At 34.9% G+C, this 18,068-nt stretch carries 14 protein-coding genes; 2 read left to right on the top strand and 12 right to left on the bottom strand.

The annotated features are described in order from the left end of the window. Positions 1 to 156: 156 nt before the first annotated feature. From G6O70_RS04765 to G6O70_RS04710, 12 genes are all read right to left on the bottom strand, one after another. Positions 157 to 1,776: a peptide ABC transporter substrate-binding protein gene (locus G6O70_RS04765; protein ID WP_057868611.1), complete on the bottom strand. Its 1,620-nt coding sequence runs from the start codon at positions 1,774 to 1,776 to the stop codon at positions 157 to 159. A gap of 12 nt (positions 1,777 to 1,788) precedes the next feature. Continuing rightward, entirely contained in the window at positions 1,789 to 3,114 is a 1,326-nt protein-coding gene (locus tag G6O70_RS04760; RefSeq protein ID WP_057868612.1) for a M20/M25/M40 family metallo-hydrolase, read from the bottom strand. Positions 3,115 to 3,645: 531 nt separating this feature from the next. Next, positions 3,646 to 3,843, bottom strand: a complete 198-nt coding sequence (locus G6O70_RS04755; protein ID WP_057868613.1) for a heavy-metal-associated domain-containing protein — start codon at positions 3,841 to 3,843, stop codon at positions 3,646 to 3,648. 22 nt (positions 3,844 to 3,865) lie between these two features. Further along, on the bottom strand, positions 3,866 to 6,121 hold the full coding sequence (locus G6O70_RS04750) for a heavy metal translocating P-type ATPase (protein ID WP_057868614.1): 2,256 nt from the start codon (positions 6,119 to 6,121) through the stop codon (positions 3,866 to 3,868). 11 nt (positions 6,122 to 6,132) lie between these two features. Beyond that, the gene (locus G6O70_RS04745) at positions 6,133 to 8,211 is read right to left on the bottom strand and encodes a heavy metal translocating P-type ATPase (RefSeq protein ID WP_187327464.1); all 2,079 of its coding nucleotides are present in this window, start codon (positions 8,209 to 8,211) and stop codon (positions 6,133 to 6,135) included. Positions 8,212 to 8,241: 30 nt separating this feature from the next. Further along, positions 8,242 to 8,682, bottom strand: coding sequence for a CopY/TcrY family copper transport repressor (locus G6O70_RS04740; RefSeq protein WP_157047927.1), 441 nt, complete (start codon positions 8,680 to 8,682; stop codon positions 8,242 to 8,244). Positions 8,683 to 8,935: 253 nt separating this feature from the next. Next, on the bottom strand, positions 8,936 to 9,343 hold the full coding sequence (locus tag G6O70_RS04735) for a VOC family protein (RefSeq protein WP_057868615.1): 408 nt from the start codon (positions 9,341 to 9,343) through the stop codon (positions 8,936 to 8,938). 72 nt (positions 9,344 to 9,415) lie between these two features. Beyond that, positions 9,416 to 12,028: a glycoside hydrolase family 38 N-terminal domain-containing protein gene (locus tag G6O70_RS04730; protein WP_057868616.1), complete on the bottom strand. Its 2,613-nt coding sequence runs from the start codon at positions 12,026 to 12,028 to the stop codon at positions 9,416 to 9,418. A gap of 15 nt (positions 12,029 to 12,043) precedes the next feature. Then, a complete protein-coding gene (locus G6O70_RS04725; RefSeq protein ID WP_057868617.1) occupies positions 12,044 to 13,081 on the bottom strand; it encodes a PTS fructose transporter subunit IIC in 1,038 nt (345 codons plus the stop codon). Positions 13,082 to 13,083: 2 nt separating this feature from the next. After that, a complete protein-coding gene (locus tag G6O70_RS04720) occupies positions 13,084 to 13,398 on the bottom strand; it encodes a PTS fructose transporter subunit IIB (protein ID WP_057868618.1) in 315 nt (104 codons plus the stop codon). Beyond that, complete coding sequence (locus tag G6O70_RS04715; RefSeq protein WP_057868619.1) at positions 13,395 to 13,865, bottom strand: PTS sugar transporter subunit IIA; 471 nt, start codon at positions 13,863 to 13,865, stop codon at positions 13,395 to 13,397. The genes G6O70_RS04720 and G6O70_RS04715 overlap by 4 nt, the downstream gene beginning before the upstream one ends. Beyond that, positions 13,858 to 15,747, bottom strand: a complete 1,890-nt coding sequence (locus G6O70_RS04710; RefSeq protein WP_233419094.1) for a BglG family transcription antiterminator — start codon at positions 15,745 to 15,747, stop codon at positions 13,858 to 13,860. Before G6O70_RS04710 ends, G6O70_RS04715 begins: the two co-directional genes overlap by 8 nt. 221 nt (positions 15,748 to 15,968) lie before the next feature. Here G6O70_RS04710 and G6O70_RS04705 point away from each other — a divergent pair, with 221 nt between their 5' ends. Together G6O70_RS04705 and G6O70_RS04700 are read left to right on the top strand one after the other, a co-directional pair. Beyond that, complete coding sequence (locus G6O70_RS04705; RefSeq protein WP_057868620.1) at positions 15,969 to 17,738, top strand: oleate hydratase; 1,770 nt, start codon at positions 15,969 to 15,971, stop codon at positions 17,736 to 17,738. Between the two features lie 11 nt (positions 17,739 to 17,749). Continuing rightward, entirely contained in the window at positions 17,750 to 17,950 is a 201-nt protein-coding gene (locus G6O70_RS04700) for a hypothetical protein (protein WP_057868621.1), read from the top strand. The last annotated feature ends 118 nt before the right edge of the window (positions 17,951 to 18,068 follow it).

The following is an 18,068-nucleotide window of genomic DNA, read 5'->3' as shown; positions in this document are numbered from 1 at the left end:
TGAGAAAAAATCTAGGGCTAATCTTAGATAAAAGGAGTGTTCTTTGCCAATCCTTTTATCTAAATCAACCCTAGACATTTGTATTAATTTCTAAAATTATGAAAATTGATTTATTTACTTTTTATACTATATAAAATCCAGCATATCTCAATTCAGTTATTTTATATATGCATTCTTCCAGACAAATCCACCAACTGAATTGTACTTAACTCCCTTAACATTTGACTTTAACAAAAGTGCAGACGTTGGTTGATATAATAAAGCAAGTGGTTGTTCCTCGTCAAGAACGTTCGTAGCATTGGTCATTGCTTTCCATCTGCCAGCTGCATCACTTGCATTATCATTCTTAGCGCTTGAAACATACTTATCGTAATCACTATTATTCCATTTACCGAAGTTATAAACATTATCACTTGTCATTAAGTTTAAGTATGTCAACGGGTCAGTAAATTCTGCACCCCAACCTGTTAATACAAGATCAAAGTCTTGATTCATCATCTTAGTTATTCTATTTTTCTTTGGCATATCTGAGAGATTGACAGTTAACCCTGGCAACGTAGTCTCATATTGGCTCTGTAAAAATTCGCCTGTATTCTTGCTCGTATCATCATCGTCACTAAGAAATGTTAATGTCAGTTTCTTAACGCCCAGTTCTTTTAAACCCTTTTTCCAATACTTCTTAGCTAGTGTTTTACTATGTTCTGATGCTTCTTTTACTTGAGCATCTTTGGCAAAATCTTTTCCTTTATAACTCGTTAACCCTTCTGGAACAAAATTCTTTGATACAACAGAACCATCACCTAAAACTTTTTTAACAAGCTGTTTACGATTTACAGCATAGGACAATGCTTTGCGGATATTCTTATTTTTTAAGGCTTTCCTAGTTGTATTGTAATCAACATACGTCGTTCTTGCTTGTTCTAATGACTTAAACTCTTTATTGTTTTTCAATTGACGAGCTTGTTCGCTACTCAAAAGCGTCTCATCTAATTTACCACTTTGATATAGATTATATGACGTGGTTGTACTCTTTGTTACTTGGAAATTTATTTTTGCTAACTTAACTTGATTCTTGTCCCAATAATAATTGTTCTTCTGTAGATTCCACTTATCATTTGTGCCTGTCCAGCCCTTAACAACAAAGGGGCCATTATACAATGTGTATTTTGAAGAGGTTCCATATTTTTTCCCATATTTATTAACTGCATTTTCGTTTAAAGGATTAAAACTTGCAATCACAAGTAATTTTTTGAAATATGGAATTGTCTTATCTAATGTCACTACTAACTTGTATTTTCCTACAGCCTTAACGCCCAATGTATCAGGTGATTTTTTACTATTCATAATATCTTCAGCATTTTGGATACCATCAAAAAGGTAAGCGTTTGGTGCAGCCGTTGCTGGCGTTACCATTCTGCGCCAACCATAAACATAATCCGCAGCAACAACTGCTTTACCATTACTCCATTTAGCATTTTTTCTTAAGGTAAAGGTATATGTCTTTTCATCTTTAGATACTGTAACATTCGATGCCCCTGCCAACTTCAACTTGTTATTACCATCCAAAACATAAAGTCCCTCATTACTGTTACGAAGAATCTCTCCCCCAACAGAATCATCAACTTGATCCGGATCTAGTGTTTCAAGAGATGACGGTTCACTCCAATTTAAAACTTGTTTAGTCGCAGCATCAACGTTCCTACTGGATGTTCCTAGTAAAAAAAGACCTGCTACAACTGCTAATCCGCCTGACGCCAAAACTCTACTTAACTTCATACTAAAATCCCCCTAAAATTTCTGTAATAATTCTATAAGATACTCGACACCCTGAACAAAATCACTAACTAAAATATGTTCATTCGGTGCGTGCGCTCCACTGGCTGCATTATGTACTCCCACTAATACAATTGGCAGTTTAAGCACGTTACCAAAGCATTCAATTGGTCCACCACCTGCAGCATTTGGCACATATTTCACTTGATCATCCCCATAAACTTTCTTTGCAGTAGTCATGGCGAGTTGTACAAAGGCATGACTTGAATCTGAGCGAAAAGCATTTTCACCAAGATTGAATGTGACTTTTAAATCTGCAAAACCATTTTTTCTTAGATGCGCTTCGACTAATCTTACAATTTTCTCTGGATTTTGCTTGGGTACTAGACGACAATCTAATTTTGCTTTTGCATACTTCGGAAGAACTGTCTTAACTCCTTCTCCTTCGTAACCAGAAGTGAGACCATTTATTGTCATCGTTGGCTCATTTACAAAAGCATAAGCTGGCTTATCTGTTATAAATTCACGCTTTAACCCAAATGTTCTTTTGACTTTTTCCTCATCAAAATCCATCTGTTCAACTGCCGCTTTCTCTACAGATGTCAATTCGTCAACATCATCATAGAATCCCTCTACAGTAACTCGTCCATTTTTATCTTTTAACGTTGCTAATCCTTGGACAAGTCTCCAAGCTGCATTTGGTGCAAAGCACGCAAGCGAAGAATGCATATCAACATCTGCAGTAACAGCTTCAATATCAAAACTGACAATTCCTTTCATTCCACTAATAACTTCAAAGCGATTAACAGAGTTTTTACCACCGCCTTCCCAAATACAAGCGTCGGCTTCTAATTCTTCTGCATGCTCTTTAACTGCCTCATCAACATGCAAGCTTCCAATCTCTTCTTCCCCTTCTACAAAGAATTTCAAGTTCACAGGAAGACCACCGTTTTCTTGAAACCACTTCACCATTACTAGGCGAGCCATAAGTTCACCTTTATCATCACTTGCTCCTCTAGCAACCAATTTTCCATCAACAAAAGTTGGTTTAAACGGCTCTGTTTGCCATTCATTTAATGGTTGTGCGGGCTGCACATCATAATGGTTGTAAAATAGAACTGTTTTTGAACTCTTTCCCTCGAATTCTGCATAAACAAATGGATTTTGTCCCTTTTTTTCCCATTTTTCAGATTTCTTCGCTCCTAATTGTTCAAACTTTTTTACTAACCAATCACTAGCTTCTTTAATTCCTTTGTTCTCCGCAGAAACACTTGGAATTGCAAGATACTCAAGAAAATCGTTAAGCTGATTTTCTGCATAATTATGTATATCTTTAACCATGATAATTCCCCTTTCTCACACAAAAAAACACCCCAGTTTATCAGCAATGATAAAACTACGGTGTAGTATTGAAAGGTTTCATTTTCTTAAAATGTTTGTATTTACCCCTCACTATCCACATCGCAGTTTTACATGCCGCAATGTGAATCGTGACGAAAAAGCCTATGTCACTGGATTGCACTGCGGCATCCTAATAATGACTAGGCTAATAATATTGATTTGCTTACTTACTATCTTTTTGAATGTCATCAGTACAATCCTCCTTCTAAAATAAACAAGTTGTGTAATTGATGTTTTTCATTCTACTACATTAAAATTAAATTTCAATAGTTAATTTGGATTTAATATTCAAAAAATAATTAATATTATTCAATTTATTTTTCCAAACTAAATTGTCTCAAAATTTATACACAAAAAAGGCCTACTTTTTTTACTTATGCAGACCTTTAGAAAAACCTTATACTGTTTCTTAATAATAATCTTATAATTTTATTTTAGATCATCAATAATTATCAGCTTTAAATATGTTTTTTATAGTTTAACACTATAATGCGTATCAGCTAACGAAGACTGCAAACTTTGCTCATCGAAGTTACCAGCAACAACTGCCTTACCATCATGAAGATTGACGTCAACCTTCATTACTCCTGCAACTCCCGTAAAGGCTCGCTTTACCTTCTTAACACACCCATCACACTTCATACCTATAATATCATATGTTTTTTCCATTATATTCACTCCTTATTAGTTTTTACATTTCTTCAGACGATTTAAAAGATCTAAGACGCAATGCATTTAATAAAACTGAAACCGAACTAAAACTCATTGCAGCCCCCGCAATCATTGGATTAAGCAATGGACCACCAAATAAAAATAATCCTCCCATCGCAACCGGAATACCTAGTATATTATACGCAAAGGCCCAAAAGAGATTTTCCTTAATATTGCGAATAGTTACCCTACTGAGCCTATACGCAGTCACAACATCCAACAAATTGCTATTGAATAATACAATATCGGCTGCCGCAACTGCTACATCTGTTCCTGAACCAATCGCAATTCCAACATCAGCCTGTGCTAATGCAGGAGCATCATTTATTCCATCTCCCACCATGCTAACTAGTTTTCCAGACGCTTGCAATGCCTGAATATTTTGAGCTTTATCCGCAGGCATGACTTCACTTTTAACTACTTTTATACCAACTTGTTTAGCAATTGCTGCCGCAGTTTTTTTGTTATCTCCAGTCATCATAATCACTTCAAGTCCTGCATCTTGTAATTTAGAAATTGCAGCGCGACTTGAATTCTTGACGGGATCTGAAATCGCAATAATTCCGACTAATCGTGTATCAAGTGCTAGTAGTAACGGTGTTTTCCCTTGTAATGCTAATTTGTCTACCTGCAACTTTACCTGTGGCAATATATTTATCTTATTTACTTCCATCAACGATTCATTTCCTAAACTAGCAGTACTACTATCCACAACAGCCTGAATGCCTTTTCCCTCCACTAATTGAAAATTTGAAGTTTTCATTGCATTCACATTATACTCCTTGGCATACATCATAATTGCCTTTGCAAGAGGATGTTCAGAATTGTACTCTAATGCTGTAGCAAGTTCCAATACCGACTGTTTTGTAAAGTTATTAAAAGACACAATATCAGTAACACTTGGAATTCCCGTCGTAATTGTCCCCGTCTTATCTAACACAATGGTTTGAACATTTTGAAGTGATTCAAGGGCTGTTCCACTCTTAAAAAATACCCCGTTATCTGCCCCTTTTCCTGTTCCAACCATTATTGCAGTTGGTGTCGCTAACCCAAGTGCACAAGGACAAGCAATTACTAACACAGCAATCATAATCGTCAACGAAAAACTAAAAGATTCACCCCCAATAAAGTACCAACCAAGCCCAGCTAACAATGCTAGAGTAATTACAACTGGGACAAAAATTGCAGATACCTTATCCGCGATTTTTGCAATCGGAGCTTTTTGAGCTTGTGCATTTTCTACTAATTTAATAATTTGAGCCAAGACTGTTTCTTTTTGGTTCTTTGTAACCTTAAGTTCGAATGTTCCACTTTGATTCAAGCTTCCCGCAAATACATCGTCTCCAATTTTCTTTGTCACGGGCATGCTTTCGCCAGTTAATAAAGATTCATCAACAGTAGAATTTCCTTCAATAATTTGTCCATCAACTGGGATTTTTTGTCCTGGACGAACAATAACAATATTTTCAAGCTTTACATCAGCTAAAGAAATTTCTTTTCCTTGACCATTAATTATGACATTTGCGGTTTTAGGCGTTAAATCTAACAACTTCTTTATTGCTGTTGAAGTTTTCCCCTTAGAAACAGTTTCAAAATATTTTCCCAGTGTAATTAACGTTAAAATAGTACCTGCCGCTTCATAGTAAAGTGTGTCAGAATAACTATAATTACCCATAAAAACTTGAATTGTGCCAAAGAAACTATAAATTAATGCTGCTCCAGATCCAAGTGCAACAAGCGAATCCATGTTTGGATGTCCCCGTATTAAGGTTTTGAATCCGATTTTAAAATAGTCAAGATTTAAAATAATTACAGGCAATACTAACAACAATTCAATCATTACAAAAACCTTGGGGTTAGAAGCAGGCTGTATAAAACTTGGCAGCCAGAGTCCTATCATTGATCCCATCGCAATATATAAAAGTGGGATTGTGAAGATAGCAGAGTAAATAAATTGTAGCCATAATTTGTCCAATTGTCTTGTCTTTTTATCTGTCTGCTGTTCTATCTCAGAAAAAGTTCCGGCAAGTAGTTTTGCACCATAACCTGCATCGCTGACTGCTGAAATAATTTTCTGTTCATCTAACGCTCTCGTATCGTATGCCACATTCATCTTTTCAGTTGTCAAATTCACGCTAACATCGGCAACTCCCGCTAACTTACCAACTGCCTTTTCAATTGTCAGTGAACATGAAGCACACACCATCCCATCGATTGCGTAATCTTCTCTTTTCACTAGGTTCCCCCCTATCTCTCAATTTTCAATGTCATTGCATTTAAAGCAACGATAATCGTTGAAAGTGACATCACAATCGCTCCAATTGCTGGGCTCAAAACAAATCCTATTCCTGCAAGAATACCGGCAGCTAATGGAAGTGCAACAATATTATATCCTGCACCCCACCATAGATTTTCAATCATTTTGCGATTAGTTGCTCTAGCAAGATATAGGAATTCCAAAACATCTTTTGGATTACTCTTAACCAAAATTACATCAGCGGTATCAATTGCCACATCTGTTCCTGCACCTATCGCCACACCAATGTCGGCTCGCGCTAAACTCGGAGCATCGTTAACCCCATCACCAATCATCATCACATGGTGTCCTTCACTTTGATACTGTCTAACAATCTTTTCTTTATCTTCTGGTTTTAATTCCGATTTAACTTTAATTTTCCCCAATTGTTGTGCTACCTTTTGAGCAGCCAGGTCATTATCTCCAGTCAACATAACCGGCTTTATTCCTAGTTTATGCAACTCAGCAATAAACAATTTTGATTCCTTCTTAATTTGATCTCCTTGTGCAACAAAGCCTAGAACTTGATCTTCTTTCATCAAATAACTAATGGAATTTCCTTTTTGAGCCAAAACAGTAAACTGTGTTTCATCAAAATCAATATTATTTTTTTTCAAATAATTAGCAGTTACAATTCTATATTCGTGGTCATCAATTTTGCCAATGAGTCCCACACCTTTGACCGTCTGAACATCAGTTGCAGAATTTATTTTTACTTTTCTATTCTTCACTTCTGCAAGAATACCGGCAGCTAATGGATGACTCGAATTTGCTTCAAGTTGTGCCATTAAACTCAAAACATCCTCATCTGAATAATTCGCTCTTAGGCTTTTAACTTCATTTACCTTAAAAACACCCTCAGTCAAAGTTCCAGTCTTATCCATCAAGATCATATCTAATTGCTTCACCTGTTCTAAAGCTGTTCGATTACGGATCAGTAATCCATGTGTTGCTGCTAACGAAGTACTCCTCGAAACAACAAGTGGGATAGCTAGTCCAAGTGCATGTGGACAAGCTATTACTAACACAGCAACCATTCGATTAAGAGCAGTATTCATATCAACTAGATTCAGCCAAATTAAAAAGGCTGCAAATCCAATTATCAAAGCTGCATAAAATAACCACTTAGATACCCAATCAGCAATAGATTCAGCTTTTGATTTATCTTGCTGAGCTTGTCTAACAAGTTTACCAACCTGCGCCAGATAACCATTTTCTCCAGTTCCAGTAACCAGAACAAGTAGTGTTCCATCTCCATTCAACGAACCACCAATAACTTTGTCATTTTCTGTCTTTGAGACAGACTTAGACTCCCCAGTTACTAACGACTCATTTACCGAACTCGCACCACTAATGACCTTGCCATCAGCTGGTATTTTCTCTCCCGCTAGAACTTTCACTTGCTGTCCTTCTTGTAGCTCGCTTAACATTACATCGTGCATCTCGCCATTTTCAATTACATGTGCTTCACCTGGTAATAAAGCCGCCATTTTCTCAAGCGCACTTCCAGCATTCATTGTCGCATTCATTTCAATCCAATGTCCTAACAACATGATGACAATTAGACTTGCTAATTCCCAAAAAAAGTCCATTATATGTGGCATTCCACTAATAAAATGATTCATAATAAACGCATACAGACTATAAAGATAGGCTACACTAATTCCTAATGTAATAAGTGTCATCATCGCTGGATTTTTTTCTTTTATTTCCTGCCACGCTCCGGTATAAAACGGCTGTCCACCATAAAAAAATAGAAAAGTTCCTAGTAATAAAACAAGCAAATCCGAACCGTGAAATGATAAATCAATAGGCAACTCAATGCCCATAAATGACGAGAGTGCGAAGATTGGCAAGGAAACTACAAATGAAATCCAAAACTTTCGCTTAAAGTTACCCATATGGTGCATGTGTTCAGCCCCCATACTATGATCCTTCATCTCGTGGTTCATTTTTGACATATCATGATGATGTTCCATTGTTGTATGATCCATTTCCATCATTGAAGTTTTTTTCTCTCCATTCTTCATTCGTTTATCCCCCCAGTACTTTTTCACTATCTAACAACATTCATTCTTCATCCCTGCAGGTAGACAATCACACTCCACCATTTCTGGAGCAGTTTTACTTTTTTCCTCTAACACTTTTTGTAATTCTTCAATATCTGAGCGACTTAATTCCAACTTAGTCAGTAACTCAATGATAACTTTTCCTTTTTTCATATTACATAAATGATCAAATAATTCAGTAACATTCTCATTCATCGCTACTTTTTCTTCAATAACTGGATAATAAATAAACTTACGCCCATCTTTTACAGTCTTTAGAATTTCTTTATTCACGAGTCGCCTTAATAATGTCTTAATCGTTGATTCGGTCCAAGAACGCTTTTGTTGCATTAATTCAATTACTTCAGAACTACCTGCGCCGTTTTTGGTCCAAATAATTCGCATAAGTTCCCATTCTGCAGGACTCATTTTTGTTGCATCACTTGTTTTCACTAAGAACACCTCTTTTATGTTTACGTTTGTAATCCTCAACAATATAATATAGTTTAAGTTTACATTTGTCAACATAAAAGAGACTAAATCAAAATTAATTTTTGATCTAGCCTCTCTGTTATTACGAATAAATGTCCTTCATAAGTCAAATTTTATGTCTAACCTCTACCTCTGGTAAAATTAGCCGCTTTTCATAATCTTAAGTTAGTACTCAAAGCTGCTTAACTTATGACCCACTCTCTCGTCTTGCATTTCATTTTCTTCTTTCATCACTTACAATCTCAACTTTAATTCTATCTGGATCTTCAAAAAACAATGTATATACATCATTTCCGTTTGCATGAGGATAGCGATCTACATACAGTTCACGATAACCTCGTTCATGAACTTCTTGGCGAATCAAGTCAACAATCTGGGAAGATTCAACATAAAATGCTAAATGATTGAGTCCCACTGCAACCCGATTATATTTTGGTTCCAGTTTGTCTGTCTGCACAAAGACAATATAGGTTCCCTCAAAGCGATAACTCACTCCTTTTTCCCATTTCTGAAAAAGTTGATAATTAAGTTTATCTACCAATAACCATTCCCAAAACTTTCGAGTTTCTTTTAAATTTGTCACATACAATTCAATATGACTAATCGTACCTGTTTTTTTCAAAGTTTGTATACCCCTGTTAGTATTATTTATTAATACTAGCCTAACATACATAGCCTCCATTTTTAATACTCTTTAAAAATTAATCATATTTCTGAGTTTGAACGTTGCAAATGTATGTGGCATTATCTTAGTTCCCTGATTCAATTTATTTTCAAATAAATCAACTCTCTCAATCTCACTATTAATTTTATTTGCCACATCTAACATTTCATCTGAATCATTTAGAATTCTAATTAGATACTTCTCGTTCTCTCTTGATGGATAAAGTGACGATACCACTACATCATGATCGACTGCTACCAGTGATAGACTTCTTGGAATCTGTGAACTAACTTCTGTTGGCCAAATCTTATTATCCAATCGATTTATAAACAGATTTAATGTCTGTTTTTGATAACTGACACTCTGATCAAAAGCTCCGTTTATCTCTCTTGACAGTAAACTGTGCACAGCATCTATTTTATTTAATTTCATTCCAATAGTGAATTTCCAATTTCCTTTTTCCTGTGCCATTGGAGTAGGCATCATAATATGACCTTCATTTGTAGTGTCCCCCGATGCCCTTCCAGGCCTCCATGCCAGATTGGGTTTACCTAGTTGCCCCGTTGTAGCTAACAAAGTTAGATATAGATATCTATTGTCAAATTCAAATTCTTTTAATCCTTTTGGAAAGAAACTAAAGGAATTATTTCTTCCGTTAACATTCAATAACTTATCAAAATTATATATATTTACAGGTCTCTCATCAAATTTATCTTGCCAATCTTCATCAACTTTTTTATTTGTAACATTTATTATTCCACCCTGAATTCCTGCCTTAATCCCTAGAATTTCATTATTGGGATTTATTCGCAAACGCAAGCGATGTGATTCAATATTATTATTAAAAATTACCTTAAAAGAAAATTCCTGTGAAATCTTATTCAGTGATATGACGAGCTGATATGCAAATTTCTTGTCCCTCTTTCCGCTTAACCGGCTCTCAAGTGTCTCTGGTAAAAATTCTTCACCACTAACTATTAATTTTTCAAACACCTCATCTTCGTGTATTACACGGCATTCAGTAAAAGGCAAGACGCTTTCCTTTTCTCCTTGAATAGGTGAATAATCATACGTATCTCCATCATTTCCAGAATCTAATAATGAAATAAAGTCTAGGATAACTTCATCGCCATTGACAAAGTTTATCTTTCCATTAGTAAATTCAAATTTAAGATCATTCGTTGCAATATAATTATCCGTATTGTTTGCAACTTCTTCACTTTTAGCAGGTACATCATGGAATTTTATGATTGTATAACCTAATGGCTTGAGCTGTACTTTAATCTTACATATCAATGAAAAGTACTCAGGTTCATCAAAATATTCTCTGCCCTTTTCTGTCATTTTTAAAACATGTTTCCTCATAGGATAATGTTTCTCGACCTTCACTGATTGATATTCAACATTATCAAATTTAATATTTTTCGAACGGGCCATAATACTTACTTTCTTAAAACCATCAAAGCTCTGCGGTGTAGTATTAAATAAAAGCAGCTCATTATCACCTAACTTCAAGGAATCTCCTATTTTCTTCTTGATTAGATTTTCAATTCCATCTGCTAACTCATTTGCTTCTTTGAATCTATGCATAATATCTTCAGCAACATTATCAGAGACACTTCCGCCCAGTGAATCATGTGCTTGTGACTCTAACAATTTTTTCCATAACAAAGTTAGCATCCCTTTGCCAACTTTAATTCCCGCACTTTCAGCGATTACCATCAAAGGTTCGACACGTTTTAAAATTTTTTGCTCGATTTTAAAATTTTGTTTTTTTATTGATTGTCTTACTGAACCAATTGTTCTATGAATTCTTGAATATGTCGGTAGACGTAACTCACCGCTATACCCTGGCAGATCTTTGGTTCTCAAAACATCTACAAATTCTTGATAGGTACTGATTTTTGTCTCAAAGCTACTTTGTGCATTAATCTTTTTTACTGTTTCTGCAATATTATGGACAATATTCATCTGATCAATTCCTGAAGGCATCAAAACGTCATTATTATTACCATGCTCGTGTAAAAATTTGATATTTGGGTCATACCTATCACTGATAAAACTATCCATTTTTTCTTTAGCATCTAATCCAATCTGGCCCGTAAAGTAACCAAAAGGAAAGTTAGCAGCGATTACCTCATCATTCCCCAATGAATTCCATCTAAAATAAGGCGATGAGACTTGCGTATCAAAATTGGTTCCTCTCCAGAAAAGAATACTATCTATTCCAGCTTGATTTAATAACATCGGCATTTGCGCATTAAATCCAAATGTATCAGGCAAATAACCGATCATCATTGCTTTTCCGTATTTTTTATTAGCTTCAGTTATACCAATATACAGATTTCGCAAAATAGATTCGGCATCAGGAATCAAAGCGTCTGTTTGAGTATACCAAGGTCCTACAAACAATCTTTCATCTTTCACCAATTCTCGTATTCTATCTAAGTTTTCAGGATGAGTATTTACATATTCATCAAGAATAGATGTCTGGCCGTCAAGACAAAAATTGGCTTCTGGATGCGTTTCAAGTTCTTCAAGTATCTCTGTAAAAACCTGATCCGCCAAAACTTGTGAATCCATTACTGTAAAATACCACTCTCTATCCCAGTGGGTATGATTTACTAGATGTGCTTTTACCACTTGCTTGCCTCCTTATTATTCTTCTACTTCAGCATTTGTTTTTGTAAATTTTTTCAATAAATTGGTCAAAATAGCAACGGTGAAAACACCAATCAAAATGGCGATAGTATAAAGTATCCAATTAGAAGAAAATGGAATTGCCATAACTGTTGAAAGTGCAGTCTTTTGATATGTTCCAAAGAAGCCATTAATTGCACATCCTAATGAAGTTCCCACAATGATACTTGGAATAACTCTAATAGGATCAGCAACTGCAAAAGGAATTGTTCCCTCTGTAATACCAACAATTCCCATTACTAGCGCAGATCTTCCACTTTCAATTTCTTGCTCAGAATAAAGTTTCTTGCCGCCCAATAATGTAGCAACAAACATTCCAAGAGGTGGTATTCCAATCGCCATTAACATTGCTGTACTTGCTTGATATCCTCCAGAAGTGAACGCAGCCATTCCAAAAGCATAAGCAATTTTGTTGATAGGGCCACCCATATCAACAGCCATCATCGCACCTAGAATTCCTGCCATTAATACTGCATTTGCTCCACTCATTCCCTTAAGCCAAGCAGTTAAGAATGTTGTCATTCCCTGAATAGGCGTACCAATCACATATATCAACAAGAGACCAATTATAAGAGTTGCTAAAAATGGAATAATGATCAGTGATTTTACAGACTGTAAATTTGCTGGCATTGGAATTTTTTTCAACCATTTAGCACTATAGCCAACTAAAATACCTACTAACATCCCTCCTAAAAATCCCGTTCCCATCTTTGAGGCAATCAATCCAACTATGAAAGCTGGGGCCAATCCTGGACGATCTGCAATTGCAAAAGCAATATATGCAGCAATCATTGGAACGATAAAGGTTAATCCGGTTTGGCCAAGTAATCTAATATTTCCCCAAATAGTTGATGTTTCATTCCAAACACCATTTCCACCGAAAATAACTGCAATTGAAGTCAATAAACCTGCAGCAGTAACTAATGGAATCATGTACGAAACACCAGTTTGAAAATATGCTGCTAGTTTTTTCATTTCTCCTTTAAATCCACCCATCTTCATTCTCCTCTCGCTAACTTAATAGCATCTTCTATAGTTGACTTCCCATCTTTAACAACCTTTGAAGTCCCAACTTCTAAAATCTTTTTCCCAACAAATCTGTCTTCATTTTGTACAGTTGTGTCTACCGCAAAAATAACTACATCTGCTTCATCAATTTCGGCTTGCGTCAATTCATTCTCAATTCCCATTGCCCCTTGTGTCTCAATCTTAATTTCATAATTTTCTTTTTTAGCAAACTTCTTTAAATTAGCTGCCGCCATATATGTGTGTGCAATTCCTGCTATACATGCTGTTATTCCAACTATTTTCATCTTTCATTTCCCCTTTTTTGTAATATTTTTAATATTTTTTCTCTTGAATCGGCTTTCTTTATTGCTTCCACAAAATCATCATCCATTAATTCACCTGATAACGTTGCTAACATTTTTAGATGTTCATTACCTTTATCTTCTGATGAAACAGCCATTAAAAAAATATTCTTTACTTTGGAACCATCTAATGAATTCCACTCAATTCCTTCTTCATTTCTGGCAAACATCATTGTCGTTCTAATAACATGTTTACTCTTACCATGAGGAATGGCCAATTCATTACCAATTCCTGTTGTTGAAGCTTTTTCCCTTTCTAGAACATCGCTCTGAAATGCCAAAGCATCATCAATATATCCATTTTCCTTCAAAAGAATTGCCAGTTTTTTAATCGCATCTATTTGATTTAAAGCATTTAGATCTAGAACAATATTTTTCTCGGAAATAAATTCACTTATATTATCACTCATTCTCACTACCCTCTTTTTCTCTTGATTCCAATTCATGTATAACTTCCGCTTTTGTCGTAGCCTTAATAATTTTTTTGATTTTCTTTTTGTTCATAACTATCTCATTCAATGATTCATAAAATTCATTGATAAAAGGTTTAGCATCATCTGTCAAAAGTAAGAAAAATAAAATATTTACTTTTTCATACCCTTTATAAATGCCCTTTTCAGAAATAAAAACAAAAACAGCTGATTGCTTAACATTTTCCTTTGTAGCATGTGGTAAACCTACTTCATCATAAAAAGTCGACGATATTTTTTCTCGTTCTAAAATAGCCTTTTTTAAACCTATATTTGAAATTTTTTTCTTCTCAGCAATTTTACTTATCTCTGTAACAGCATCTTCAAAAGTAACACGTTCATTTTTTATAATAATGTTGTCTAATGTGATTAAATTTCGCATTCCAAATTTTTTATTTCTATATGCTACTTTTCTTAAACTTGCTTTTATTTCTCCAACCGCACTAATATCTAAAAACGGTGTTACAACAATCAGCGGTACATCTCGTTCTACCGTATTAATGGTTGCAATGACTAAATCGGCTTTTCTTATTTCATCTGTGCTCAAATTCTGATATTCATTATTTGACAACACTCTTAAAACTTCTAATTGATTCGAAAAATTTTGTAACAACCGTTGTTTAAGCAATTGTGCCGTGCCTAGCCCTGAACTACAAACAAGATAAACACTAAAAGTTGTCTTTTCTCTCTCAAAATACGCCTGAAAATGTAATGCAATATATGAAACCTCATCATCATCAAAGCTAACGGTATATTTTCTGTGAATTAGATTGCTTAACTTTAGAGCCTCCTCGTAAGCTCTAACAAAATTTTGTTTTATCTCGTCTTTCAAGGGATTTCTAATACTCAACCCTAAATTAATTCTTTTAATTGCAGGTGTCAGATGTAGCGTTAATCCATTCAAAAGATTGGTATCATATTCATCGATATTTTGCTCTAGAAATTCAGATAATTCAGAATTATAGTTAGTGTCAACTTCTTCATTCATTCCTGCTTTCACTGAACGAATATGGATATCCAAGTAATTCTTCTCAGCTTCTGGAATTTTTATTTTGAATTCCTCTTCTAGTTTTTTAACTAAGTAAAGCGTTTCTTTATTAAGAACCCCAGTCGCCTTAAACTTTTTGAATTCACTTTTTTCACTAATTCTAGATAAAGATATAGCAAGATGAATTATTAATGACTCTTTTTCATAATCCGTGAAATTCAATTTTGAACTTGTTATAAAGTCTGCAGTAATCTTGATTATTTTTTCTAACAAATTCTTATCAATAATATTAGCCAGTATTTCTTCATTGACAATTACTTCATCACTTTGTGTATTCCAAAACTTATATAATAAATCAGCCGCGAATTTTCTTTTTTGCTTGGAAGTTCCATCAACAATTAAACCTTCATGTCCTTGAGTCTTAATTGTAATTCCATACCTATCAAGTGTCGGTTTAACCTTTTGAATTTTTGATTCAATTAGAGCTCGACTTACAAAAAAAGAATCAGCCAATTCTTGAATCTTCAATGGATGATTGGAAAATGTCAATTTTGACAACAATGATAATGTAACTTCATCGTCTTCAAAATACATTTTCTTAAGCATCCCCAATTGCTTCACATCACCTTTTATTTGTATGCCATTCCCCCTTTTTCTGATTAATTCGACGTTATATTCATCCAGAAATTCTTCAATGTGATTTAAATGATTAGCAATTGTTTTTCTAGAATACCCAGTACTCTCAGATATATTCTGATAATGGATTGTTACTTGTTTTAAAATCAGGCTCAAAATTTCTTGATCCTTTGCGTCCAAATTCTTCTTTTCTGGCATTGAATATCGACTCCTTTTGAATACGGTTTCATTATATTGTAATAAATCTATTCTTCATACTTATAAAAGTGAACTAACGCTAGTACACCCAAAATGACTTGCCTTGTCCACAACCTTTTACCTCAGTCTTTTCGTTGAAAAATTATAATTCATGTTCTATACTCAGTTTAGTTACATCTGTAACTAAACTGACGAAGGTTTTTATTTAAGGAGGGATTTTCATGTATTACAGTAATGGTAACTATGAAGCTTTTGCTCATCCTCAAAAGCCAGAAAATGCTGAAAATAAATCAGCTTATATTGTCGGCTCTGGTTTGGCTGGATTGGCTGCTGCTGCATTCTTGATTCGTGACGGACAGGTCCCAGGAAATAACATTCATATCTTTGAAGAATTAGAATTACCCGGTGGAAGTATGGATGGGATCTTGAATGAACAAAGAGGCTATATCATTCGTGGTGGACGGGAGATGGAACCTCATTTTGAAACACTATGGGATTTATTTCGTTCAATTCCTACTTTAGATGACCCAGAAACTTCTGTTCTTGATGAGTTTTACTGGTTGAATAAAAAAGATCCTAGTTATTCGACAACTCGTGCCATTGAAAATCGGGGTGAACAAATTACAACTGACGGACAGTTAACCCTCTCACGTAAGGCAATTACAGAAATTGCCAAACTAGTTCTAACATCTGAAAAGCAACTTGGTGATGTTAAAATCAATGAAGTTTTTGGTAGCGAATTCTTTAAATCAAACTTCTGGTTATATTGGTCAACAATGTTTGCTTTTGAGCCTTGGGCTAGTGCGATTGAAATGCGTCGCTATTTACTACGTTTTGTTCATCATGTAGGAACTCTTCAAAACATGTCAGCTTTAAAATTCACAAAATTCAATCAATATGAATCCTTAGTCAAACCTCTTATCAAGTTCCTCAAAGATAAAAACGTTGATTTTCAATATAATACAACTGTTGATAATATTATCGTTAGCCTTTCTAATGGTAAAAAGACTGCTACTGAACTTGTTTTAACTGTTGATGGTGAAAAAGAGAGTATCTCACTTAGTCCAGATGATTTAGTGTTCGTTACTAATGGTTCAATTACAGAAAGTACCACTTATGGCGATAATACTCATCCTGCTCCACAAGAACACAAGGCTGGAGCAAGCTGGGATCTCTGGGAAAAACTAGCGGATCAAGACACGGAATTTGGACGTCCTTCTAAATTCTATAAAAATATTCCTAAAGCGAACTGGGTAATTTCGGCTACTTGTACTTTCACTGATGACCGTATTATTCCCTATATTAAAAAAATTACTGGTAAAGATCCTCACAGTGGCTCAATTGTAACAAGCGGTCCAGTTTCAATCAAAGATTCAAACTGGCTTTTAGGAATCTCTATCAGTCGGCAACCTCATTTTCAACAACAAAAATCAAATGAATTAATTGTATGGCTGTATGGCTTATTTTCTGATCAACCTGGAAATTATGTTCACAAAAAAATTACCGACTGCAGTGGTGAAGAGATTTGTAAAGAATTCTTATACCATATTGGTGTTCCGGAAGAACAAATTGATAGTATCGCTAAGTCTGCTAATTCAGTTCCCGTGAATATGCCTTACATTACCTCATACTTTATGCCAAGAACTGAGGGCGATCGTCCCTTAGTTGTCCCTACTGGTTCACAAAATCTTGCTTTCATTGGTAATTTTGCTGAAACTTCGAGAGATACTGTTTTCACGACTGAATATTCTGTAAGAACCGCAATGGAAGCAGTCTATCAATTACTTGATGTGGATCGCGGAATCCCTGAAGTATTCGCTTCTTCATTTGATCTCAGAACAATTTTAGATTCTGTTTATTACTTAAACGATCAAAAGTCTCTTCAAGAACTGCCGTTGAATAAAATTGAAAAAGTCGGTCTCGATTCTTTCTTGAAAAAAATTCAAGGAACATATTTAGAAGAAATTCTCAAGGAAGAAAAACTAATTTAGGAGGAATAATAATGAAAAAACATAATTTAATTGTAGCTTCTTTAATTTTTGTTTCTGGAGCTGTTGTTGGACATTTTTGTAGTAATAAACTTCTAAAAACTGAGCACTGCTGTAAAAAATCAAATACTTGCTGTTCCACTAATGATTCCAAAATAACTGCTAACGATCCTGTTTACATTCGTGAGACCAAAACTAATGGTGAAGGTCTTTAAGCTAAGCAAGAATACGTTTAAAAGTCACGTACAATCGGCAATCGTTGGAATTAACGCTGAATTTTAAATTGCGAAATATCTTTATCCACAAATAGAGGAGCTGGGACAAAATCAACTT

Origin of the sequence: Liquorilactobacillus hordei DSM 19519, assembly GCF_019443985.1 — a bacterium.
GTDB classification, from domain to species: domain Bacteria; phylum Bacillota; class Bacilli; order Lactobacillales; family Lactobacillaceae; genus Liquorilactobacillus; species Liquorilactobacillus hordei.
This window is presented reverse-complemented; position numbering and strand designations above follow the sequence as displayed.

Bases quoted from the DNA above. Each gene is read 5' to 3' on its own strand.
- G6O70_RS04765 (WP_057868611.1), bottom strand. From the start codon at position 1,776: ATGAAGTTAAGTAGAGTTTTGGCGTCAGGCGGATTAGCAGTTGTAGCA.
- G6O70_RS04760 (WP_057868612.1), bottom strand. From the start codon at position 3,114: ATGGTTAAAGATATACATAATTATGCAGAAAATCAGCTTAACGATTTT.
- G6O70_RS04755 (WP_057868613.1), bottom strand. From the start codon at position 3,843: ATGGAAAAAACATATGATATTATAGGTATGAAGTGTGATGGGTGTGTT.
- G6O70_RS04745 (WP_187327464.1), bottom strand. From the start codon at position 8,211: ATGAAGAATGGAGAGAAAAAAACTTCAATGATGGAAATGGATCATACA.
- G6O70_RS04725 (WP_057868617.1), bottom strand. From the start codon at position 13,081: ATGGGTGGATTTAAAGGAGAAATGAAAAAACTAGCAGCATATTTTCAA.
- G6O70_RS04720 (WP_057868618.1), bottom strand. From the start codon at position 13,398: ATGAAAATAGTTGGAATAACAGCATGTATAGCAGGAATTGCACACACA.
- G6O70_RS04715 (WP_057868619.1), bottom strand. From the start codon at position 13,865: ATGAGTGATAATATAAGTGAATTTATTTCCGAGAAAAATATTGTTCTA.
- G6O70_RS04710 (WP_233419094.1), bottom strand. From the start codon at position 15,747: ATGCCAGAAAAGAAGAATTTGGACGCAAAGGATCAAGAAATTTTGAGC.
- G6O70_RS04705 (WP_057868620.1), top strand. From the start codon at position 15,969: ATGTATTACAGTAATGGTAACTATGAAGCTTTTGCTCATCCTCAAAAG.
- G6O70_RS04700 (WP_057868621.1), top strand. From the start codon at position 17,750: ATGAAAAAACATAATTTAATTGTAGCTTCTTTAATTTTTGTTTCTGGA.